Below are 22,189 nucleotides of genomic sequence, written 5' to 3' on the forward strand. Positions count from 1 at the left end.
TGCTGAGAGAAGGGGAAACTATCGGCAAGGAGGGAAGGTTCCGACTAATAGCGTTAGTCGCGAAATGGCGGTGTTTGTGAAAGCCGCGCGAGACTAATAACGGAACGTTTTCGGTCGCCACGCGTTTAGCTAATCCAATGAAAAGACAGGAGAAATTTCATGGATTGGAATCGTGTAGAAGGCAACTGGAAGCAGATGAAGGGAAAGGTGAGGGAGCAGTGGGGCCAGCTCACTGACGACGACCTTGACGTTATCAATGGAAAGCGCGAGCAGCTGGAAGGTAAGATCCAGGAGCGCTACGGCTACCAAAAAGATCGTGCCAAGAAGGATATCGACGACTGGTTCGGCAGTCAGAGGTGGTAATCTTTAGGATACGAAGGAAGGCGGCAGAGATGCCGCCTTTTTCGTGCCGGCTACCGCGCGGCCGCAGTGGTAGGGCCACCACGTCCCACGAAAAGAAACGGAGTGTCGCCGCAGACTGCGAGAAAGCTGTCGATGTGATGGCCGCTGAAGGACTACTGCTATAGAGTCTGAATGTCTTCTGCGGCCGACTTGCCAGACCGCCGGTCCTTCGTCGGCTCGTAACTGACCTTTGCCCGTCCTTCAGGCCTTGCAGGCCTGACCGCTCGACTGCAGAAATATGCACGAAAACATCCGGCGAACCATCGTCCGGCTGAATGAACCCATAACCCTTTTCAGAGTTGAACCACTTAACAGTGCCAGTTGGCACTTGAAGTCCTCGCTTGATTCCCCCGCGGATCGCGAAATTGGGTGCGAAACCTGACAAGACCGCTGCCGGATCAATGGAACGATGAGGGGCCTGGCATCGCACCAATGGCTCAACGGCTGGGAGCTCGAAGCGGAACGAACGGTTTCCTTCGGTGTTTTATTTGAGAGGAGCACGACATGGGAACCAACGACACAAATGCCACCCCCGAGCAACGCCGCCCGAAAGACGTTGGCACGATACCGGAAAAGCCCGAGCCCGCCGACAAGGAATCGCTCGCTCCTCCTACCGTCCAAAAGCCGGGAGCGAAGGATGAAAGCGAGCGCCCGATCGTCAATCCGGTGACGGGCGGCGCTTTTTAAAGCCGCCGCCGCGGCTCCGCCCAATTCGATAGAACCTGCAAAAGTCGGATCCGCGGAATACAATAACGGAAAGCCCCTGGCGACGAGGACGATGTCGTCATCGCTCACTACATGGCGGTCCAGGGCAGCAGACAACATTCCAAGCGATGCCAGCTCCGTTGTCCTAAACTCCTGGAAGGGGGGGCGTGATGGCCGGCTCGTGAGCCTCATCGCGTTCGATGGCGACTATCCTGTCGGACCCGTGTCATGCGAGCTTCCCTAATGCCGTATCCGCGCACCGTTCGGCTGCCATACTGCGAAATGTTTGGAACTAATTTTGATCGCCCTAGATTTCTCCGGGACGGAGGCATCTATGAATAAGCAGCAGGATTCTGAATACAGATTGACGTCGGAAGCAGTCCAGACATGGTATCGCTTCTACGAGGTGTCACCTGACGATCGGGCTTCGCACGTTCTCCGCGCCGCGGCGGTCGATCTTTACGAGCATGGGTACCGAACGGCTGACGACATCGCGACGATGCTCATCGGAACCTATGTCGGTATCTGGTCGACCAAGGTGAACGCCGCGACCTCGGAGTCGGTACACTAGCGCTTTGTTTCTGCCGAGCCGGACCGGCATCCGGGACGAACTTGGCCCGGGACTGCCGGGGTTCGCGTGGGCCAGGAACCGCTTGTCTAGCTGGCGCGGCAAGGGCGCCGCGCCTTGCCAGTTATTCTTCGACCGGCGTCGAGGCCTTGCCAAGCTTCACGGATGGCTCTCGTCCCCAGACGCGCAGCTTGCCAAGCTCGGCCACGAAGGCGGCAAGCCCCTCGTCTCCAGGCAGCGCCCGAACCCCCTCGTCTAGAGCGTCGGCGATCCCTGCCTTTTCAAGCAGCGGGAGCGCCGACTGATCGTAGCCGATGAACTTGCAGTGTTGGAAAGCGTCGGCGACGAAGTCGCGCGCCGCTGCCTCGCTCACCACGTCGTCCATAGCGGCGGACGACGTGAGCAGAGCCACAGCATCAAAGAGGACAGACGGTCCGCCATCGATCATGTGGTGGGCCTCTATCCATGTCCCGTCGGAGGCCGTAACACCAGCCACCTTCGGCGCGATCAGCTCATAGATGGCTTTTTCCCTTGTTATCGCTGCCGTCAGGCCATTCAGCAGCTTCGCGTCGACGCCATCGGTCACGAGAATGCCGAGTTTCCGTCCTTCGAAGCGTTTCGGCCCACGCTCGACGATGCTGAGGGCCGGCGATGCTCCAAGATCCTGGCGGGTCGGCATCGCTGCATCGGCCGGCTCCGGCATGGTTTGGAAGCCGAGCTTCTGGGCGACGGTGGACGCAAGCGTCTCGTCAATATTCATAAGATGAGCGACCATCCGTTCGCGCACGGCCGGCGTCTGAACCTTGGAGAGTTCGAACGTCAACGCAGCTGCGATATGGCGCTGCTCCGGCGGAGTTTGGCTGATGTAGAACTGCCGGGCCTGACTATAGTGATCAGCAAAGCTTTCCGGGCGCAGCCGCGCCTTCGCACCCTGCTCTTCAGCAGGGAAGTGGCGATAACCTTTGACCGGCGACTCCCGAGGACCTTCGCCGAAGGAATTCGGCTGATAGTTGACACGGCCAGCCGGATTGCGCATCGCCATGTGACCATCCTGCTGGAAATGCGCGAAGGGGCACTTCGGCGCGTTTATCGGCAGGTGCGTGAAGTTCGGCCCGCCAAGCCGCTTCAACTGCGTATCGAGGTAGGAGAAGTTGCGGCCCTGCAGCAGCGGATCGTTACTGAAGTCGATCCCTGGTGGGACGTTCTGGGTCATGAACGCGACCTGCTCGGTTTCCGCGAAAAAATTGTCGGGCATGCGATCGAGCACCAAGCGTCCAATCGGCTGTGGCGGTAGTATTTCTTCAGGAATGATTTTTGTCGGGTCGAGGACATCAAAGTCGAAGTTGTCAGCAAAGTCCTGGTCGAAGAGCTGGACCTGCAACTCCCATTCCGGGAAGTTGCCGGACTCAATCGACTGCCAGAGATCCCGGCGATGGAAGTCCGGATCGGCGCCGTTGATCTTGACCGCCTCGTTCCAGGCGACCGACTGGAGACCCAGCTTGGGCTTCCAGTGAAACTTCACGAAGGTGGAGTCGTCCTTGGCATTAACGAACCGGAAGGTGTGCACGCCGAAACCCTCCATGAAACGGAAGGATCGTGGGATGGTTCGATCTGACATGATCCACATGACCATGTTCATACTTTCCGGCGTCAGGCTGATGAAGTCCCAGAAATTGTCGTGCGCCGTCTGTGCCTGTGGAAACGCTCTATCGGGTTCCTGCTTGGCGGCATGGATTAAGTCTGGGAATTTAATGGCGTCCTGAATGAAGAACACCGGAATATTGTTTCCCACGAGATCCCAGTTGCCCTCCTGGGTGTAGAGCTTCACTGCAAAGCCTCTGACATCTCGGGCGAGATCCGCAGATCCTTTGTTACCGGCCACAGTTGAAAAACGGACAAAGGCGGGGGTTTTCTCACCCGGGCGCTGGAAGAGATCCGCCTTGGTGTAGGCAGCGAGCGATTCATAGGTTTCGAAGAACCCGTGGGCGCCGTACCCCCGTGCATGGACGACACGCTCAGGAATCCTTTCATGGTCGAAGTGGAAGATCTTCTCACGGAAATGGAAGTCGTCGACAACGAGGGGACCGCGCGCACCAATCCGAAGGGAGTTCTGGTCATCGGCAACTGGGCCGCCTTGGGCGGTTGTCAGGATTGGCTGCCCGTCTTCCGCGAACTGATGGAGCTCGCCGCCTTCGCCGCGGTGGAGTTTTTGAGCGTGGATGGTGACGGTGTCGGACTGTGTTATTTTAGATTTCCTGGCCATTGTCTTGCTTCCCCTTAGGATGTCGTACTCGGTCGAAATGGGAAAAAGCCGCCCAAGGGACGGCCTTCTTGGGTGGCTACCTCTATTCAGGCGGCCCTTTTACCCTTGGGATTGTCTGACACCTCTGCGAGTCGCGTCAGCTTCTTGTCAGTGGCATCCTCTTCCGTAAGGGTTGCCTGAAGAAGCGGCACCGCAACCTTGAGGCCGAGCTGGTTGGCCCAGGCGATCAGGGTGCCATAACGCGCACTCTCATAGTGCTCGACCGCCTGAGCAGCCGAAATCAAGCCCGCATCGAGCGCGACCGAGCCCTTGTATTCCTCCATGATCTCTTCGCCTTCGGCGAGGATGCCCTGGATCGCTTCGCAGGTCTTGCCACGAGCCGGCTTGCCGATCAGCTCGAACACCTGCTCCAGGCGCTCGATCTGTCCCTGTGTTTCGTCGCGATGCTTGAGGAATCCAGCTCTGCCTTCTTCGGACTGGGCTGCCCGAGCCATCTTGGGAAGGGCCTTCAGGGTCTGTTTTTCGGCGAAATAGATGTCCTTGGGCGTATCAAGGAAAAGGTCGTTGATGGTCTTTTCGGTAGCCATGGCGTCCTCCTGTGGCAGTAGCGCGGTCACCGAACTCCGCGTGATGGTGGAAGTTCCCGCAAGAAATGAACGACGTCCCGTCCCCGGGACGTCGTCTCAATCCGCAAAGGAAGAGAGAGAGAGAGAGAGCCGGTCGGCGTTACTGCCAGGAAGTTCTATGCGGAGAGCACAGCATTGACCGGTGGCAGACTCAACTTCCACCCATCACCGTTGTTCCATCGACCTTGACCTTTTCGACGATTTTCAGCCCAACAAGAATTCAGGTTGGATTTGTCGCTACCGAAGGCGGATGGGGCAGGGCGGCACAAGGCACCAGGCTGGATTTTGTCGTATGGCGCGGAACAGCGGCATGATCTCGGCGTTATCGAACGCCACTGTGGCGCGGAGAAAACGCGATGTCGAAATTCTTTTCCAAATTTGCAACGGTCATCGCCGACCTGTCGGGCAAGCCGGCCACCTTCGTCGGAGCGGTTGCGCTCGTCCTCGTCTGGGCGGGATCCGGACCATTCTTCGGCTACTCCGAGACATGGCAGCTCGTTATCAATACGTCGACGACGATCATAACATTTCTCATGGTCTTCGTGCTCCAGAACTCCCAGAACCGCGACGGTAAAGCTCTGCAGGCCAAGCTGGACGAGCTGATCCTCACGTCACAGGCGCAAAACAAGTTCGTCGGAATTGAGAAGCTGGACGAACAGCAGCTGCGTGAGATGAGTAAGACACTTGCGGAGAAGGCCGAGTGCGTCGAAGATGTTGCGAACGGGAAGGCCGAGGTTGCATCTTGATCGTATCAGGCATCCGCCTGGCGATCCTCAATCATCTGTTCGAGCTCGTGTATTTCATGCTGCTCAACACCGATCCAGTGGTCCCTCGCGGCATCGCTTGAGTGGATCAGTTCGTCGACCTTAGCCTGCAGTGCATGCATGTCCCGATTCTGCGAGTGCTGCATCAGGAGCAGCAGAAATAGCGTCGTCATGGTTCCGAGAACGTTTGAGAGCAGGAACCATTGGTCAGGCAATCCCATCGCGAGCCCGAAGACACACCACGAGGCAACGGCAAGGACGACCGCGGCCAGCATGAGGTGATGTCCTGCCAACATTACCGCGGTTTCCGACATGCGGAGAAAATGAGATCGCTTAGCCATGGTGAGAGAATGCGCCAGGAGCGAGCGGGTTCCGGCGGTACAGGCTTCGTCGACCAATCCGCCGTCAAAGAGAAGACCGCCCTGGTGAGGCGGCCTTTCAAAGGGATCTAAACGCTCAGTGCGCGATATAGACTTCCTCGTCGCGCACAACGTGCGTGGTGCCGACTGCCCCTCCGGTCAAAGCCGCGATTGCGCCAATTGCCAGAGCGATAAATGCCAGGATCGCTCCTGCCGAGAATGCGGTCGCTGCAGTCTGCGCTGCCTCGGTCGCCCTCTGCTTTGCCTGTGCCACGGCGTCCTTGTACTGCTGCTCGTACTTGGCGACCTGCTGCTTGGCCTGATCGACGGGAATGTTCTGGGCTTTGGCGACGGCTTCGGCCGCGCGGTTTCGTGCTTCCTCCGCTTTTGCCTCGTCGCCTGTCAATGTGGCCCGAACGGACGCGACCGCCGCGTCGCGCAATGCTGCGGGGTCGTTACCGCCGCTGGCATCACGGACGTTCTGTTCGATACCAGCCATCGGATCCGTCGCGGCCGCTAGTGCCGGAGCGGCAGTCGTTGCGGCCGTTGCAACCGTGGATCCGGCGGTAGCGACAATTCCGCCCAGACCTGCGAAGACACCACCGACGAGAGCGCCGACCGATGTCGTCAGAAGGTAGACGACGACGAGAGTAGTAACGGCCCATGACGTGACGCCATGCAGGGCTCCCGTCGAACGACGCGGGCGTCCGGACAAGCGACTGGCAATGTAGCCGCCGATGAAGGATGCAATGAGTCCGCTGACGACGAACCACACTGCCGTTGTTACGGAAAGCGTGGCCGCACTCGGATTGTCATTCGCGGCGGGATCGATGACGGCTGCGCCAATGCCCGCACCCAGTAGATTGAGCAGGAGCTGGACGACCAGGGCGACTGCGACGCCGGCGAACACCGCGCCCCAGGATACCTTGTTGAGGGCCGCGTTGAGATACGGATTGTCGTCACGGGTATGAACGTGCGCGACGGTGGAGACGGGCTGGGTCATAGGACTGTCCTTTCGCTTTCACGGGTTCGTGAAGTGGCAATCAAACTTCCACATGCGCCAGTTGTTCCAAATGTTTGCACTACATTGAAAAAGACGCGAGTGAGAAAGCCCGAGTGACTAGGCTGGGCTCGCGTTGAAACGATAGGTTGCTTCAAGCCTATTCGCGGCGGAAAGGAACGGTCGATTGCAGAGCAGGTCGAGCCGGAGGTCGAGCTTCGGAAGATGACAGAAGGCCACAATGTGGTGGCTGACTACGGTCACGTTGGTCTGACCGCTCCGCGAGCACCCGGTAGCGTTTCTCCGCAACGATCGGCAGAGGCGCAACATCGTGAGCTGCGCGGGGTCTGGTTTTCATTACCATCGAGGACGAGACCGAGTCAGCGAACGTGGTCGTGTGGACAAGCTTATTCGAAAAGCGGCGGCGTGTAGGACTGGGCGCTAGCATGATGGCCATCAATGGGCGCATCCAGCGCGAGGGCGACGTCGTCCACCTCGTCGCCGAGCAGCTCTTCGATGTGTCGGGCGATCTCTGCCTAGCCGACCGGGCACGAGTTCAAGCTGCAGTCGGGACGGGGACGTGGGGCGGATCGGCGCGAACTGACGGACGCGGTGAAGCCGAGCGACATCTTCATGCGGGATCTGCATATCGAAACGCTTAAGGTAAAGTCTAGTAATTTCCAACAGATGTCAATCTATCTTAAATGTTTACTTGAGGTAACTCGATGAACTTTCCCTTCCCTGCGAGCACTTCCAAAGTTTCACGAATTGGCAGACACGTGCTATGGTGGAAATCTTGCTAGGGGGACCGACTGGGGCACATCCACAACCGATGCGATGTGGAAAACAGCCGTACGGGTATCGTGTAAACGTTCGATGAGAACTGCTCTGGCTGGCAAGCTGAGAGGGGGCCGTCGCAAATGGAAGTTTCCGCAGAAGTTCGCTGGTTTTGGGAGACTGACGTGCCTCCCGAGCTCAATGACTGGTTCGTCAACTCGTCCATGCACCTGTTTCCGCCTGGAGGGGAAGAACTGCGAGAGGACGTCTACCTACATGATCCCAAACAGGTCGAGTTGGGAGTAAAAGCCCGAGGAGAAAAGCCAGGGTTGGAGGTAAAGGGTTTGGTCGGCCGCGCCGGGCCACTTTCAGAAGGCGCCTTTCATGGTGAAATTGAAATCTGGACCAAATGGACGTCACGAATACTGACATTGCCCGCCGCAACGATAGTCACTTCAAAAGCTAGGTGGTTACGAAAATTTGATACTGGCGAGGGAGCGCCGCGGGAAATCGAGCTGAACGCGAAGTGCAAGCCGGTTCGCGAAGACTTACCAGTCCGTGGTTGCAACGTGGAACTGACAACGATCAAAACTGACGATGGCAAGGTTGCTTGGACATTTGGCTTCGAAGCCTTTGGTAAACTCGACGAAGTCTGCGAACAGCTAAGGGCCGTGGCGGCATCGATGTCAGCAAGACAGCCGCCTGATTTCGGACATCCATCCTTGAAAAGTTATCCAGCCTGGTTAGCAGAGAGGTAGCAGCCCTAGCGGCTGATCTCCCAGAGGTGACGCCGGCAGTCGGCGGTGCCAGCTTGCCGTACGAGACCCCGCTTGACCAAAACGTTCAGCGTAGCGGAAAACCTACTCGTGAGGGCTAACTCCAACCGTCCCGCTTCGCTTCCGATGTTGGCCTCGCTTGCGAACTTGTCAGCAATCGCTGCCGTTGTTGTCGGGCGCTCCGAGCGGCGCAGGATGGCGGTTGTTTCTGCCCTTCAGAATTCGGTTACGCGATTGCCCGCCGTGTCCTGTGACGAACGGCGGGTCTTCGAGGGCGCAGAGGCCGCCTCGAACCCCGGATCGTAGAGCTTGATCACCTTCTCGAATGCTGCCCTCTGATCGCGCCGCTCTACGAACGAGCGGCTTGTGTCCTCGCCCAAAGGAAAAGGGTGTGTTACCGGCTTCCTTCGATCAGATTTACGCGATGCCGCATGCGGCGCCTTGAACTAGACCTTATCTAGCTTCGCTAAAATTCCCACCCTCTCACTTCTATCTCCCCATCGTTCAAGCGGGGTTCTTTTTGCAATATCCGCTGCCGGAGACGGTATTGTCATGAAGTCATTTTAAGTAGACGATACGTTGACCGCCAATTGTGGCGATGGCAAACAAGACCATTATTCGAAAATGATAAGCAAATATCTCGGTAAGCTTGGCGTTATTCTGGATTCAACAGACTTGGCCATCTGTCAACGCGCCTTTGATGCCATCTTGCAAAAATGGAAGATCGCGCGTGATACTGAAGACGCCGAACAAACGGCAGCAACCATTATTACGCTATACAAGCAGGGGATACATGACGAAAATAAGCTCGTCACCCTCGCCAGTCCCCACCCGCAGCGGAAGTAAAATTCGCGCATTGAGGGAACAAAAGCATGGATAGCTTGGGGAAATATTTGTCTGTTAGTTATTACTAATAATAGAATAATGTCCATTGGGTTAGACCGAAACTTTTTCGATCTCCCGTACCCTGGCTCCACGTTGCGCCCCTGCAGATACTGCAAAAGCGTGCCCGAGGGTCTCCCGGCCTCACCGTTGTCTCCGTAGCGGTGAGGCTTTTTGCGGGACGTGCAATTGTCTGGTCGAGTCGTTCCAAGAATGCGCCGGAACTTTTCCCACTGTAGGCGGGTTTTCTAAGCGGGTGACAGGGTTGTCACCCGGTATCGCACCGGACCAAGAAGCGATGCCGCAGCCCGCCGCTTGCGTCCGAACCGCAGCGGCGGGTTTCGATTTGCCGGCTACGGTATTGTTGGCCCGAACCTACTGCTTGAAGAAGAATATCCGTGCTTCCTCAGCGGCGGCCAGAAAGGCGGCACGCGCCTCGGCGGGTGCCAATCTCCGCTCGTGGCCGTCGATCAACGCTGTTTGGCTGCAGTGAAAGCCTTGCCGTCTTCTTTTCCCGGCCATTGTCAAACTATCAAGGTATCAAATCGCGTAGAGCATGCCGAAGAGCCTTGTCTTATGGATATCTTTCGGCTCTTCCCACTTAAACCTGGCAATTCCCACATCTTCCGGTATCCCGGCACAAAGCGAAGGGGGGCCGGATGCGCCACATCCGGACCTTTGCCAATAAATTCGCGAAGGTCGCGTCTCGAGCCAAAGCAGAAGTTCCGCTGATCCCAGCAAACGCCGCGGCCCTAAGCGGACCGGTGCGTAGTAGGCAAATTCCCCGCGAAGCTCTGTAGCAGCGTATGTTACTGTAACGTACTTGCCACTTCTCAATACCGTGCAAAGATTGTCCCGTAAGATTTGCGGGTATGCTGATTGAGAGCTTCGGCCGCCAGTACTGTTCGAAAAGTATAGGTTCCACTCGTGTTGTGGGGCGTGAAACGCGCGCGAGCAGTTCGTTCCAACCCTAAAAAAATATAGTGAAGGGAAATAACATGGCATCGACAGCACGCAGGCTTTCCTTTCTGGCTTTTCTCCTCGCGACAACCAGTTTCAACGGCGGGAGCGTAGCCTCCGCCCAGACTGCTGCTGAAATTCCATCGGCGATCAGCACGCCGGACACAGTCGTGACGCGCATTGGCACCCTCGACTTTAAGGATGGCATGCCGAGCAAGGAGACCATCGCTAAGGTCTATGACAATCTGGACTTCACGCACGCTTTCGAGGCGTTCGTAAACACCCTGCAAGGGGTCAGCATACACGCCCTCCACAAGGGCCTACTGAGCGCCGGTGTCAAGGATAACGAAGTCCTTGTCTTCTCCGAACTGATGGACGCCAAGTCGCTCTTCCTGACGGCCAATGCGGACACCGTCTATTCCATGGGCATGCTCGACTTGACCAAGGGTCCCATGGTGCTGGAGGTGCCACCAAAGGCGCTTGGTGCCATTGATGACTACTGGTTCCGCTGGGTCATCGACATCGGCCTGCCTGGTCCTGATCGCGGCGAGGGCGGGAAATACCTAATTCTGCCGCCCGGCTATGATGGTCCGCTGCCGAGTGGCTTCAATATCGCCCACGCCCGCACAAGCCTCGTCATATGGTTCGCTCGCTCTTTCCTGGAGAACAACGATCCGAAACCGGTGGCCGAATCGATCAGACAGTTCACCAAGGTCTATCCATACGAGGTTGGCGGCGTCGGCACCCCCATTGCCGACTTTTTGAGTGGCAAGGCTAGACTTGGAAAAGTCACGCCACCGCCGCCGACCGTGTTCCACGAAGGTACCGGCAAGGTGATGAACACCATCCCGCCGAACGACTTCAGCTATTACGAGATGCTCAACGAGGTCGTGCAGCAGGAGCCTGCAGGGTCGCTCGATCCCGAGTTGATGGGACCGATCGCCGCCATTGGCATCATCAAGGGCAAACCCTTCGCGCCGGATGAGCGGATGAAGAAGATCCTCACCGAAGCGCTTGCACTCGCCAATGCCACTTCGCGCACCCTGTTTATGGCTCCTCGCGATTCCACTTTGTACTACTACCCCGGCTCGGGTTGGCAGAACATGCTGTTCGAGGTCGGTTACGAGTTCGAGACGCCGATTCCGCTGATTACAACCGAAGGCGTAAAGCCCTATCCGCCCACCGGCTATCGCACGCTCGACGCGCGAACGGACTTCTTCTATGGCGTCACCGGGATCACGCCCGCGATGGCCATGCGTCTGCCAGGCATCGGTTCAACGTACCTGTGGACGATGGTCGATGCAGATAAGGAGCCCTTTGACGGTGCCAAGACCTACAAGGTGACGCTGCCGAAGGACATCCCACAGGCGAACTTCTGGTCGTTCACGCTTTACGACAACATGACGCGCTCGATGCTCGACACGCCGCAGCGCTACCCTCGTGCAGGCAGCCAGAGCTTTCCATCACCCGCAGCGGAAGCGGACGCCGACGGCACGACGACGATCTACTTCGGCCCGACGCAACCAGCGAATGTCAAACGGGGTAACTGGATTCAGACCGTGCCCGATAAAGGTTTTATCCCGTGCCTGCGGCTCTACAGCCCGCTTGAACCGTTCTTCGCCAAGCAATGGCGACCGAGCGAGGTCGAACTCGTGAATTAGTCCGCCGACAAGGACGTTAGCATCGCGGCACGCGTCAGCGCGGATGACTACGCTTTGATACCTGCGTGCATCCGGTCGCGTCAGGTTAATGATCATACTGGCTCACCTGGTTAAAGCGCATCATCGATATCCATTTTCAATGGCCAATCTATTGCCGCAATCGGCGAGCAACAGCGCCACCTCTTGCGGCTGATGCCTGCAAGAAGCGCAGGGCCGGTCGCAAGAGCGTTCCGTTTACGAGGGACGAACCCCCTTCTCGCAGGCCGGTCCTGTTGGGCGTGCGGCGCAGTTCCCTCGTTTGCAACAGGGTTCGTCTGGGATGCGACGTCGCCAGCCAGTTAGAAATGCGACACTCAGCATCTCCAGCGGCGCAAACGGCAATCCCGATCCGACCGGCTGGTCCGGATTGTAAGGGAGGAGCGGAGGCGAGTTTGTGTCGCGCTACCTCGGGTTAAATCGGTCCTTCGACAGACAAATGGCACTGTTGATCCTAGCCCCGCGTGGTGGATGGTACTATTGTGCCACAACGACGACGCTATCTGGTCTTTGCTCCGCGTTCACTCTGCGGTGCTCCATACTTGCGGAGGATAACCTATGGCTGAAGAACAGGCTCCAAGCGGCCCTGATCTGACGAAGGGCGTTCCCACCAGCGCTCTTGACGGTGGCAAGCTGCTCGGCCATGTCGGTGACAAGGACGTCCTGATGTTGCGGGCGGGAGGCGACCTCTTCGCGATTGATGCCCTGTGCAGCCACTATCACGGTCCGCTCAGCGAGGGGTTGGTTGTAGGGACAACTGTGCGCTGCCCTTGGCATCATGCCTGTTTTGACCTGCGAAGCGGTGAGGCGATCCGCGCCCCCGCCTTGAGTTCTCTATCTGTATGGCGCGTCGACGAACGCGATGGCCTTCTATTCGTCCAGGACAAGCGCACGGACGCGCAGGACACCCGGCCGCTTCCCTCGGGCGGGCCGGACAGGATCGTCATCATCGGAGGAGGGGCCGCGGGATTCGCAGCGGCGGAAATGCTTCGCCGACGGGGCTATCAAGGCAGCCTGGTCATGCTGAGCGCCGACACTGCCGCACCGGTCGATCGGCCGAACCTTTCAAAAGACTACCTCGCGGGAAGTGCCCCCGAGGCATGGCTGCCGCTGCGGTCGGCAAAATATTATGAAAAAGCGAATATCGACCTTCGGCTTGACACGGAAGTCATGTCGATCGATGCGACAGCGCGCGAGGTGACGACGGCAAGTGGCGGCAGGTTCACTTACGATCGTTTGCTCCTTGCGACGGGTGCCGAACCGGTGCGTCTAACCATTCCGGGCGCAGACCAGCCCAATGTTCATACGCTGCGCTCACTCGATGACAGCCGTGCCATCATAGCCGCAGTTGAGCAGGGCGGGCGCGCTGTCGTGCTCGGCGCGAGCTTTATCGGGCTTGAGGTGGCCGCTTCTTTGCGTACGCGCAATATCGACGTTCATGTCGTTGCTCCGGACAAGTGCCCGATGCAACGGGTGTTAGGGCCGGCAATGGGCGACTTCATCCGGCGGCTCCACGAGGAGTATGGCGTGGTCTTCCACCTTGAGGAGACTGTAACCGCGATTGAAGGCACGAAGGTCAGGCTCAAGGGGGGAGGCGTCCTCGAAGCCGACGTTGTTGTGGCTGGCATAGGCGTCAGGCCGCGCCTTGCCCTGGCCGAACAGGCAGGCCTGGCCATAGACAATGGCGTCGTCGTCAATGCCTATCTGGAAACGAGCGTACCGGGAATTTATGCAGCGGGCGACATTGCGCGCTGGCCAGATCCCCATACGGGACAGAACATCCGCGTCGAGCATTGGGCCGTCGCGCTGCGCCTGGGGCAGGTGGCAGCGCGCAACATGATTGGGCACCAGGAGAAATTCGAGGTTGTGCCCTTCTTCTGGAGCCAGCATTATGACGTGCCCATCAACTACGTCGGCCACGCAGAACGATGGGATGAGATCGTCGTTGATGGCGACATCCAGGCGAAGGACTGCATGCTACAATATATGAGCGCGGGGCGGCCGCTGGCAGCGGCTTCCATCTATAGGGACCTCGAGAGCCTCGAAGCCGAGGCGAGAATGGAGAGGGAGAGGGCCTAACATTGGCTATCGGTGGTCTCCTTCACCTGAGATTGATCCGGTCCAAGCTCGACGACGAGTTCCAGCACCTCGACCTTCCTTTCACCCTGTTGAGAACACCTGCGGGGTGTTGGCACAGATGATATCGATATTGAGTTCATAGAGCGCGCGTCCGAACTGCGTCAGGCCGCTCGTCCGATCTTTTTGCGACGCATGGGTCGAACGAAAGGCACCGTGCTTGTTCGCTGAAAATCCCAGAGGCTTGCCCCATTGCTGCAAATACGCCTTCGTCGCGTGCAAAACGATGCAATCCTTCCGTGACATGGTGATCAAACAGGACATGACGACTCCAACCGCTCATCTTCTCAACCAGGCTGAAGGTCGTCATCCTTGCTCCCAACGTTGGCGTTGACCAGCGCATCGAGTGTTAGACGCACCAACGCCTTGCCGAGAAACGCTGATTTTGTTGGCGAATTGGCTACGGGGTCGCATCGGGCATTGCCAGATAGCGGTAAGACTTTGCCCGTTGACCAAAAAGGGGCTCACTCCCTGCGCTAGCGAGCTACACTCGCGCCGGCTCAACAACCCGTCTTCTCGACTATCATCGCCTCTCTAACCGGATGGAAATCGTGCTACTACCTCGATCGTTCCCGCAGTTATAGCATATTCTCGCAGCTAACGTATTGAGGTGTCGCTTGAGCCGAGACCGCTTTTATGAAGACCTTTTCCTGTCCGCGATCTACGATGCTTGGCATCCGCGTACCCTTCAGGTGGTCCACGAACCCCTGCTCGTGACGGAAGCCTCGTTCCCGCAGAATTTCGAGCATCGGGTCCCACACGTGAGGCTTCGCGAGCTCTCCGGAAGCAACCTTGATGTCGAGCGCGGTAAGCCTCCCACAGTTCAAATGACCGACCAGGTCGGATGCGGTAAGTTGAAAACCCGAGGAAACTTTTTTCATGGGTGACTACCCGAAACCACAGAGGTTTGCTGCAACCTTCGGATAACATTCTGCAAGCGCTCGGACAACTAATGCGTAAATGTTTCTGTGCAAATCTTGGTAAGTTTGTGGGTGAGGGATTGCGCCGCCGCTGAGTCAGTTCCAGCCTCCCGATCGAACAAGATTGGCAGGAACTATGACCAGACAGCACGCGACACCTCTCGTCATTTCGTCCGATGGCAAATACATCACGCCGATGACCCCGCTTGCACTGGGTGTCGGCGGACATGGACTGAGCGAGGCGGACATACAGGGCATCGTCCATCGGCATCCCGCTTGCCTCCCGATCGCGGAAATTGACCCTCTCTTTGCAGGCCCCATCGCCGTTTGCAGGGAACTGACGACACCGGCAGGCCCGATAGACAATCTGCTGGTAACGCCAAGCGGACTTCCGGTTCTCGTCGAGTGCAAACTCTGGAAGAACCCGGAAGGCCGTCGGGAAGTGATCGGGCAGATCCTCGACTACTCCAAGGAACTTACTAAGTGGTCGGCATCGGACCTGCAGCGCGAAGCCAGCAGACGGCTTGGAAGGAAAGGGAACGTTCTGCTCGATATCGTCCGGGAAGCGGGGCACGAGATTGACGAGATCGCGTTCAATGACTCGCTGACGGCCAACCTCCGTCGCGGGCGTTTCCTGCTCCTGATCGTTGGAGACGGCATCAGGGAGGGAGTAGAGGCAATCGCGGAGTATCTGCAGGTCCACGCGGGACTTCATTTTACGCTGGGGCTTGTCGAGATGCCAATATATCAAGCGCCGGACGGGAGCCGCCTGGTCGTTCCGCGGGTCCTTGCCCGGACACTTACCGTGGCCCGAACGGTGATCAATGTTCCGGACGACATGACAGTGATCGATGATACCTTCGAAGAAACATCCGTCGACCCTGAGCGCGAACAGGCCCAGATACGTGGAAGGGAACTCCGCTTCGCGTTTTGGAGTGACTTTCTGGCCGGGCTTCGGCTTGACGATCCTCAGCAGCCGGTGCCGCGTCCCTCGCTTGGAGGGCATGTCGTATTCAAATTAGGGGCGCCAGGCGGTTCGAGCTGGATCACGGTCTATCGCGACACGAGTAAGAATGTCGCCGGTCTGGCACTCTCGTCCAACATCAATTCCGCCGGCGAGCGCGCATCGAAAATGCTTGCGTCCCAAGCTGCGGAAATCTCGTCGGACCTACCCGGCGCGACGGTGGACTTCTCTCCGGAGCGCCCGATGATTGTCGAGCGCTTGGCATTGAAAAACCTCGAAAACCCGGCGGATCGAGAACGAGCGATCTCATGGTTACGGGAGCGAACGAATGCTTTTGTGAACGCGCTGCGGCCTCGTGTCCGATCGGCATTGTTGGAAATGGGCAGCGAACCCGGCACTTAGAGATTAACAACTTAGTCTCTGCACCAATGTCCCAATAATTTTTTCGTTCGCACTGGCTACAAGGTTAGGTCTCGTTCGCCAAACTGAAGCTGACGTGCGTCGGCGAATGTCCCGATTCTATGACCTCAATGCCTCCCTTCGCGGCGCGCGAAAAAATTGCTTCGAGCTGTGAATCTTGTCAGTTTGGATCACCCTGTTCGATTCGCCGGCGGGCGTGAATCCGGCTCTCATGATCAATGTCTGGGTCAGCGAGGTTGCCGCCATTCGGTTCGGGGATCTTCTGACGAGCGGTAGCCGCATGGCTGATGTCGCAGGCCGAACCGATGAACCTCGCTTTTCGATTGTGTTCACTTAGGATGCGGGTTTTAAACCGCGCAATCGAGAACGGATCAAGGTTGATGGGCGTCGCGTTCGCGAAACTTGAATGCGAAGATAGATTGACGAACGTGAATGGTAGCTTGCCGTGCCCGATCCAGGACACAGAGACCTGTCTCAGGAGGAGTTCTTCGAGTTTATCTGCGCTCGCGGCGAGCGTTGGCAGCTGGCCCACGGCGCGGCCGTAATGAGACCCGCGTCAATCAACGTCACGGGACCATAACGGTAAACGTGCTGTTTTCTTTCTATAATCAGCAGAATGCAGCGAAGTGCTGCTGTCTAAGTCGAGATCTGACTTGGACTATCAGCTTGATCTCTCGTCCCTGCGATCGGATAGTCGGTAAAGTGAACCGATTTTCGCGGAGAACATATCCGTCCGTGGTCAGCTTAGAGCGCTAGATGATCGGTCGCCGCAGCCAACCCCAAAGGGAGTTGCTAGGCCTACGATCGAAGGGGCCTCAGATATCACGGGATAGTTGAATTCTTTACTTGCCGGGGCGTTGTCAGATCAGACTCTTTCGATAGAGATTTCAATGAACGCTGCCGCGCCTCGCGGTTGCTGTGTCGGCTGAAGCCTGATGTACAGACGCAATTCGAACCACGGAAATCCTTCGGTGAATCCTTTCCTATGCATTTGGAAATTCCTCTTCCGGAAGCCCTCTAAACTTCCCGTCAGCAAATTTGTCGATCTGGCTCCGACAAGGAACGCCGATCACACCGGGATTTACTATGAGGCATTGGAGTTCGCTACGAACAATGACGAGGTGCTCAACATTGCGCTCACCGGTCCCTACGGGTCGGGAAAAAGCAGCGTCATCAAGTCCTTTCTTTTGAAATACCCAAGACCCGCGTTGGAGCTGTCGTTGGCGTCTTTCCTTCCGGAAGGCGAGGTCCCGGGAGTTCGGGTCAGCAAGCAGGAAATCGAAAGAAGTATCTTGCAGCAAATTCTGTATGGCGCCGATGCGGACAGACTGCCGCTGTCGCGCTTTAAAAGGATTCAGATCCCCAAGGGATGGTCCGCAGCCAGTTCTTTGGCCGTCTCCGTAGGGATGTTCTGTTTGTGGTATATTTTTACCAATCAGTCCGATGTGATTTCCGGAAAATTTTTCAAGCCGTTCGACCTGACCAATTGGTTCAACATTGTGTCGTTTACTATCGCGTCGATATTCGTATGGCGGTTAGTTCATAGCATATACTTGAAAAGCTTAGGCCTATCGCTGAAGAGCATCTCTCTCAAGGACATACAGATCGCACCGAAAGCAGCGGACGAGGAATCTATCCTTAATAGGCACCTCGACGAGATCATCTACTTCTTCCAGTCTACTAAATACGATTTGGTTGTGATCGAAGACTTGGATCGGTTCGACAACCCCGACATTTTTGTCACGCTGCGCGAGATAAACGCGTTGGTGAACGAGAACGCCGACATACATCGGCGAATACGATTCCTTTACGCTCTCCGAGACGACATATTCATCAACACGGATAGGACCAAGTTTTTCGAATTCATTGTTCCCGTCATTCCGGTGATAAACCATTCCAATTCGATCGATAAGGTTCTTGAGCATACCCAGCGCATCGATCTCGACGCTCGACTGGATCGGCGTTTCATTCGTGACGTGTCTCGGTATCTAAGTGATCTGAGACTCATCGCCAATATATTCAACGAATACGTGATCTACGCGTCAAGTTTACGGGCGGACAGAGATGGTGCACTGGATCCGAACAAACTGCTTGCCGTCTTGATCTACAAGAATGTCATCCCGAAGGACTTTGCCGCGCTACATCGACAGGAAGGCGCGCTTGCCACAGTGCTGATCCGGTACGATGAATTCGTAGAGAAAGCGGGGGACAGGATTCGTGCCAAGCTTGCCGCAATTCAAGCGGACCTCGTCAGCAGCGAAGAGCAGCACGTTCGGGATCTCTCGGAACTGTGCAGTGTCTACGCCATGGCGATAATAGAGCGCGTTCCGACTCAACACACGTACTTGCTTACTGAGTATGGGAGGCTCGCTCTTGGCCAGCTCTCGAAGCATGCCGAGTTTGAGAAGATTCTGTCGCAGAGCTCCATCAGGGCCACGAGCGATAACGGCTACGGTACGAACGTGGACCTCCATGGAGTAGAGGCAGCGGTTGACCCCGCTAGGACCTTTGTCGAACGCAAGGAGCTTATCGAGCACAGGTCTGCTGATCACAAGGAGAAGATGGATAAGGAATCCCAGGAACTCAAGACTGAGCTCGCTTCCTTGCGGGCGAGAAAATTCAATGAGGTCGTGAGGGAGAGTTCCGCGCTCATAGAAGAAGTTTTTGCCGAGGTCGGAGAAAGCCGAGAACTTCTGAAATTTCTCATTTTGGAAGGGCATCTGGACGATACCTACTACCAGTATACTTCGCTCTTCCACAGTGGGCGGCTATCGCCCAATGACAACAAATTCCTGATCCAGATCCGCAGCTTCAACAACCCTAAGCCTGACTTTCCGCTCGACAATATTTCCGAGGTCATCGCCTCGATGCGCGAGGACGATTTCGGTCGGAGCTACGTTCTCAATCGCTTCATCGTCGACTACCTGTGGGGGAACGCTAATCAGTATCCGGCCCATATTACCAGCGCGGTCGAGTTCATCGGCTCCCACTTCGACGAATGCGAGGACTTCTTTTCGATCTATTATGCCCGCGGTACACACGTGGATCGATTGATTTCCACGCTGGTCAGTAGGTGGCCTTCTTTCCCGGTAGTCGCCTTGAGAAGTGCGCAAGGTATATCGCACGCAGCTAGAATTCTCGCATACGCTCCGAAGGGTGCGCTTGCGAGCGGAACCCCCGTTGGCGTCGCGTTGGCGCGATTTGCTTCCCAGGAAATGAGCAGGATTCTTGGCGAACACGTCGACTTCGATTTGGACCTCCTCAAAGCTCTGCAGGTCCACATTGGCGATATTTCAGCGCTCGCAGATCACGATGATGTGGTGGCATATGTCGCATCGGAAGGGCTCTACTTGGTCTCCATTGGCAACATTCGACATATTATGGAGCACGTTGTCAGGTTTCCAAATCTAGGCAACCTAGAAACCCAGCATTTCTCCTCTCTGCGTGCAGCCAACTATGGCCCACTTCTGAAGCGTATTGGCTCCAGCTTCGAGATCTATGTCCGCGACCTTCTGCTCAAACATGAGACCAATACAGCCGAAGATCTGCCCGCAATCATCGAGGTGCTAGGCCACGATGAGGTAGGTATCGAGCTTCGTTCGGGCTTCCTCAGCATGCAGACAGCTATATTCCCCTCGTTCGAGGGCGTTCCGGCAGCGTTTCACTCCTCTCTGATGAAGGAATCGAAGATTGAGAGCACGTGGCAGAACTGCTTGGCCTTTCTCTCCAGTGAGGCTTTCAGCCCCGAAATTCTCACTGCCTACCTGCAGGGTAATGGAGCGAGTGAAGTCCTGTCCCGGGAAGCGATCCCGGACGGGGAAAGCGCGCTTCCGTTGCGAAAGTTCCTAATTGAGAATGACGCTCTGGCCGACAACATCTACAGGTCATATGTCCGGAGACTGCCGAGGTCGTTCAAGGCTCTTCCTAAGGTTAGCCCGAAAAAAATAGAGATATTAATCGAGGAGCGGAAGACGAATTTCTCCGCCGAAAATTTCACGGAGATTGAGGATGAGAACCTTAAGGCACTCTTCGTAAAATTGAACTTCGAGGCGTATGTAGCCAAACGAGACGAATTCTCGATCGACAATAAAATTCGCGAGAGGCTACTGAATTCCGATCTCGCCGACACCCAAAAAATGACAATCATCGCGGATATCGATCCAGATCTTGTCTCCAGCAATCCCTCGCTCGCCTCTGCCATGGGTCCCATCCTGGATCGGTCAACGATCGTGGCGAAGAACTACGGATCGAATTTCGTCCGCGCGGTTATCCTGAACTCCGGCCCGGAATCGCTCCAGATATCTTTGCTCAATAAGTTGCACAGCGTACTGACCGGAGGGGAGGTGCGCGATGTGCTCCAAGGATTGCCCCCGCCATACCGCGACATAGCCTCCTATGGGAGGTCTCCGAGGGTCGACGCAGATCCAGTTAACGAACAACTCGTTTCATGGCTGAAGGAGCGGAAGATCATCTCGTCATTCGCGCCAACCTTGTTCGGTGATGGTATCCGGATCAGCACGTTCAGAAAGGAGCCCTCATTAGACCAGTAGATTGGGGAAGATTCGACAACGGGCTTGCATCACCCAGGGGATCAAGAATAGGAAGCCTGACGGACTTGAGAAGCGGATAAGATTGCCTCGATATTCAACTTTCAGCTTCGCCATTCGCATCTCCGTCAGGATGTATGCGAAACTTTTTACTAAACTCTTGGCCAATTTGCCAACTCCCAGCACGAACGCAATATGAACATCGGGGAATATCCACAGGATTAACCGGGTAGGGGAGAAATAGCGCTCAATCCTCTAGCAAGCTGTCGCCCCACGTGCCACGGCGATCGAGAAGCGGGCGCTGGATCGACGGCGCATCCTCTTTAATCGCCATGTCGAGCGCTCGCCCCTCATCGACCTCCTTCCGGAGACCGATGCTGGACAGGTGCTCCGGAGACGGGTGCTTCGGCACCTTTTCCTTGTCTCAGGCGTTCAAGGATGGGGATGATATAGCGAATGATGAATAGCACCGAAGCGATCGATACCTTGTTGCACGGTCCTATCCAGCGCAGCGACGTCGAGATGGCCGTCGCGGCTCTTCGTCCGGCCCGACTGAGAACACTCTGCAGTTATGAGGGTTCGCTGTATCTCGCTGGCAACGGTGGAGATTTTCGAGAATATACTGCTGCTCTCGCCAAGGAACTCGACGGATACCTTTCAGGCGTCGCATGCCTATGGACCCACAGGATGGCCTATCCCGGCCAGGATGGCCCGGCATTCAGCATTCCGGGAGAGATGATCGAGGTTGCTGTAATTGAGAAACCGGTGTTGGTGATCTGCCAGTCGGTCATGGCGAACCCTCAGGAAATCATCGCGATGACTGAGCGAATCCTGTTCGCCATAGCGCCGTCGAGCCTCGTTTATCCAACTTGTGTATATAGTTCGGCGGTTGCAAGCGAAGTAAGGCGCACGTTCGGTAACGTACAATTTGACGGCATCGAGGTCGATATGTCGTTGGCAGAACGACAGGTGGAGATATTCAATGCGTTGGACGACCGCCCACTCAAAGTCACGCCGATAATGTCTCGATGGTTGGCGAACCGTTTCTTTGGACCGGGACCGAAGCCCAAATTGCGGATGTCGTGCAATCCGACGACGTGGTGACACGTCGTTGCATCTGGCGACCAGAACGGAGGAGGGGAGTGCGACGCCTCCGTCTCGTGAGAACGCTCGGTTGCCATCGCAGTAAACGCTTGCAGATAATGCTTTTCCTTTCTATCTCGATACAGCCATCGCGGGAAGTTCCTGCGCGTGTTACCACCGCTCCAGCCAGCCTGTGCGCATTCAGCTGATTGTCGATCGAGAGTTGATCAACCCTCAAACCGGAACTGATTCGCCTTGCCATCAGGGCACATTGAATGTCGTCGTCTAGGCAGCGCCGCATAAAGCGACGTCAGGTCGGTTTCACTTCGCTCTACAATTC

Annotated in this window: 17 protein-coding genes and 3 pseudogenes; 12 read left to right on the forward strand and 8 right to left on the reverse strand. The window is 56.6% G+C overall.

Annotation, left to right across the window (positions count from 1 at the left end; all coding sequences use genetic code 11):
* Positions 1-159: 159 nt before the first annotated feature.
* Positions 160-363, forward strand: coding sequence for a CsbD family protein (locus FHT86_RS33960; RefSeq protein ID WP_133704342.1), 204 nt, complete (start codon positions 160-162; stop codon positions 361-363).
* 158 nt (positions 364-521) lie between these two features.
* Here the strand turns inward: FHT86_RS33960 and FHT86_RS33965 are convergent.
* Positions 522-730: pseudogene (locus FHT86_RS33965) on the reverse strand (cold-shock protein).
* A 176-nt stretch (positions 731-906) separates the two neighbouring features.
* Between FHT86_RS33965 and FHT86_RS33970 the strand changes: the two are divergent.
* Positions 907-1,089, forward strand: coding sequence for a hypothetical protein (locus tag FHT86_RS33970; RefSeq protein ID WP_133704341.1), 183 nt, complete (start codon positions 907-909; stop codon positions 1,087-1,089).
* 352 nt (positions 1,090-1,441) lie between these two features.
* On the forward strand, positions 1,442-1,678 hold the full coding sequence (locus FHT86_RS33975; protein WP_133704340.1) for a hypothetical protein: 237 nt from the start codon (positions 1,442-1,444) through the stop codon (positions 1,676-1,678).
* Between the two features lie 121 nt (positions 1,679-1,799).
* Here FHT86_RS33975 and catE read toward each other — a convergent pair whose 3' ends face one another.
* Both catE and FHT86_RS33985 read right to left on the reverse strand, forming a co-directional pair.
* A complete protein-coding gene (gene catE, locus FHT86_RS33980; RefSeq protein ID WP_133704339.1) occupies positions 1,800-3,938 on the reverse strand; it encodes a catalase C in 2,139 nt (712 codons plus the stop codon).
* Positions 3,939-4,024: 86 nt separating this feature from the next.
* Positions 4,025-4,525: a ferritin-like domain-containing protein gene (locus tag FHT86_RS33985; RefSeq protein ID WP_133704338.1), complete on the reverse strand. Its 501-nt coding sequence runs from the start codon at positions 4,523-4,525 to the stop codon at positions 4,025-4,027.
* 395 nt (positions 4,526-4,920) lie between these two features.
* Here FHT86_RS33985 and FHT86_RS33990 point away from each other — a divergent pair, with 395 nt between their 5' ends.
* Positions 4,921-5,310 (forward strand): low affinity iron permease family protein, encoded by a 390-nt coding sequence (locus tag FHT86_RS33990; RefSeq protein WP_133704337.1) that lies wholly within the window; start codon positions 4,921-4,923, stop codon positions 5,308-5,310.
* A gap of 5 nt (positions 5,311-5,315) precedes the next feature.
* Here the strand turns inward: FHT86_RS33990 and FHT86_RS33995 are convergent, their stop codons facing one another.
* Positions 5,316-5,726 carry a low affinity iron permease family protein gene (locus FHT86_RS33995; protein WP_312862631.1) on the reverse strand — a complete coding sequence of 137 codons (411 nt, stop codon included), beginning with the start codon at positions 5,724-5,726 and terminating at the stop codon, positions 5,316-5,318.
* A gap of 58 nt (positions 5,727-5,784) precedes the next feature.
* Positions 5,785-6,690: a PhnA-like protein gene (locus tag FHT86_RS34000; RefSeq protein WP_133704336.1), complete on the reverse strand. Its 906-nt coding sequence runs from the start codon at positions 6,688-6,690 to the stop codon at positions 5,785-5,787.
* Between the two features lie 129 nt (positions 6,691-6,819).
* On the opposite strand from FHT86_RS34000, the pseudogene dnaE2 reads away from it, so the two are divergent.
* The 5 genes and pseudogenes from dnaE2 to FHT86_RS34020 all read left to right on the forward strand — a co-directional run.
* A pseudogene (dnaE2, locus tag FHT86_RS38330) lies at positions 6,820-7,416 on the forward strand (error-prone DNA polymerase); the annotation flags it as partial.
* Between the two features lie 191 nt (positions 7,417-7,607).
* Positions 7,608-8,222 (forward strand): hypothetical protein, encoded by a 615-nt coding sequence (locus tag FHT86_RS34005; RefSeq protein WP_133704335.1) that lies wholly within the window; start codon positions 7,608-7,610, stop codon positions 8,220-8,222.
* Positions 8,223-8,819: 597 nt separating this feature from the next.
* Positions 8,820-9,086: a hypothetical protein gene (locus FHT86_RS34010; protein ID WP_246779796.1), complete on the forward strand. Its 267-nt coding sequence runs from the start codon at positions 8,820-8,822 to the stop codon at positions 9,084-9,086.
* Between the two features lie 1,034 nt (positions 9,087-10,120).
* Positions 10,121-11,743: a DUF1254 domain-containing protein gene (locus FHT86_RS34015; RefSeq protein WP_133704334.1), complete on the forward strand. Its 1,623-nt coding sequence runs from the start codon at positions 10,121-10,123 to the stop codon at positions 11,741-11,743.
* Positions 11,744-12,337: 594 nt separating this feature from the next.
* Positions 12,338-13,858: an FAD-dependent oxidoreductase gene (locus tag FHT86_RS34020; protein WP_133704333.1), complete on the forward strand. Its 1,521-nt coding sequence runs from the start codon at positions 12,338-12,340 to the stop codon at positions 13,856-13,858.
* 99 nt (positions 13,859-13,957) lie between these two features.
* Here FHT86_RS34020 and FHT86_RS34025 read toward each other — a convergent pair.
* Both FHT86_RS34025 and FHT86_RS34030 read right to left on the reverse strand, forming a co-directional pair.
* A pseudogene (locus FHT86_RS34025) lies at positions 13,958-14,140 on the reverse strand (ISNCY family transposase); the annotation flags it as partial.
* Positions 14,141-14,493: 353 nt separating this feature from the next.
* Positions 14,494-14,796, reverse strand: coding sequence for a hypothetical protein (locus FHT86_RS34030; RefSeq protein WP_183869019.1), 303 nt, complete (start codon positions 14,794-14,796; stop codon positions 14,494-14,496).
* Between the two features lie 175 nt (positions 14,797-14,971).
* Between FHT86_RS34030 and FHT86_RS34035 the strand changes: the two genes are divergently transcribed.
* Complete coding sequence (locus FHT86_RS34035) at positions 14,972-16,201, forward strand: hypothetical protein (protein WP_133704332.1); 1,230 nt, start codon at positions 14,972-14,974, stop codon at positions 16,199-16,201.
* A gap of 178 nt (positions 16,202-16,379) precedes the next feature.
* Here the strand turns inward: FHT86_RS34035 and FHT86_RS34040 are convergent, their stop codons facing one another.
* Positions 16,380-16,751: a hypothetical protein gene (locus FHT86_RS34040; protein ID WP_133704331.1), complete on the reverse strand. Its 372-nt coding sequence runs from the start codon at positions 16,749-16,751 to the stop codon at positions 16,380-16,382.
* Positions 16,752-17,190: 439 nt separating this feature from the next.
* On the opposite strand from FHT86_RS34040, the gene FHT86_RS34045 reads away from it, so the two are divergent.
* The gene (locus FHT86_RS34045) at positions 17,191-20,769 is read left to right on the forward strand and encodes an ATP-binding protein (RefSeq protein ID WP_133704330.1); all 3,579 of its coding nucleotides are present in this window, start codon (positions 17,191-17,193) and stop codon (positions 20,767-20,769) included.
* Positions 20,770-21,222: 453 nt separating this feature from the next.
* Positions 21,223-21,870: a hypothetical protein gene (locus FHT86_RS34050; RefSeq protein WP_133704329.1), complete on the forward strand. Its 648-nt coding sequence runs from the start codon at positions 21,223-21,225 to the stop codon at positions 21,868-21,870.
* Positions 21,871-22,189 lie beyond the last annotated feature (319 nt).

Source organism: Rhizobium sp. BK313 (assembly GCF_014193655.1).
GTDB lineage: Bacteria > Pseudomonadota > Alphaproteobacteria > Rhizobiales > Rhizobiaceae > Rhizobium.

Bases quoted from the DNA above. Each gene is read 5' to 3' on its own strand.
- FHT86_RS33960 (WP_133704342.1), top strand. From the start codon at position 160: ATGGATTGGAATCGTGTAGAAGGCAACTGGAAGCAGATGAAGGGAAAG.
- FHT86_RS33970 (WP_133704341.1), top strand. From the start codon at position 907: ATGGGAACCAACGACACAAATGCCACCCCCGAGCAACGCCGCCCGAAA.
- FHT86_RS33975 (WP_133704340.1), top strand. From the start codon at position 1,442: ATGAATAAGCAGCAGGATTCTGAATACAGATTGACGTCGGAAGCAGTC.
- catE (WP_133704339.1), bottom strand. From the start codon at position 3,938: ATGGCCAGGAAATCTAAAATAACACAGTCCGACACCGTCACCATCCAC.
- FHT86_RS33985 (WP_133704338.1), bottom strand. From the start codon at position 4,525: ATGGCTACCGAAAAGACCATCAACGACCTTTTCCTTGATACGCCCAAG.
- FHT86_RS33990 (WP_133704337.1), top strand. From the start codon at position 4,921: ATGTCGAAATTCTTTTCCAAATTTGCAACGGTCATCGCCGACCTGTCG.
- FHT86_RS34000 (WP_133704336.1), bottom strand. From the start codon at position 6,690: ATGACCCAGCCCGTCTCCACCGTCGCGCACGTTCATACCCGTGACGAC.
- FHT86_RS34005 (WP_133704335.1), top strand. From the start codon at position 7,608: ATGGAAGTTTCCGCAGAAGTTCGCTGGTTTTGGGAGACTGACGTGCCT.
- FHT86_RS34015 (WP_133704334.1), top strand. From the start codon at position 10,121: ATGGCATCGACAGCACGCAGGCTTTCCTTTCTGGCTTTTCTCCTCGCG.
- FHT86_RS34020 (WP_133704333.1), top strand. From the start codon at position 12,338: ATGGCTGAAGAACAGGCTCCAAGCGGCCCTGATCTGACGAAGGGCGTT.
- FHT86_RS34030 (WP_183869019.1), bottom strand. From the start codon at position 14,796: ATGAAAAAAGTTTCCTCGGGTTTTCAACTTACCGCATCCGACCTGGTC.
- FHT86_RS34035 (WP_133704332.1), top strand. From the start codon at position 14,972: ATGACCAGACAGCACGCGACACCTCTCGTCATTTCGTCCGATGGCAAA.
- FHT86_RS34050 (WP_133704329.1), top strand. From the start codon at position 21,223: ATGATGAATAGCACCGAAGCGATCGATACCTTGTTGCACGGTCCTATC.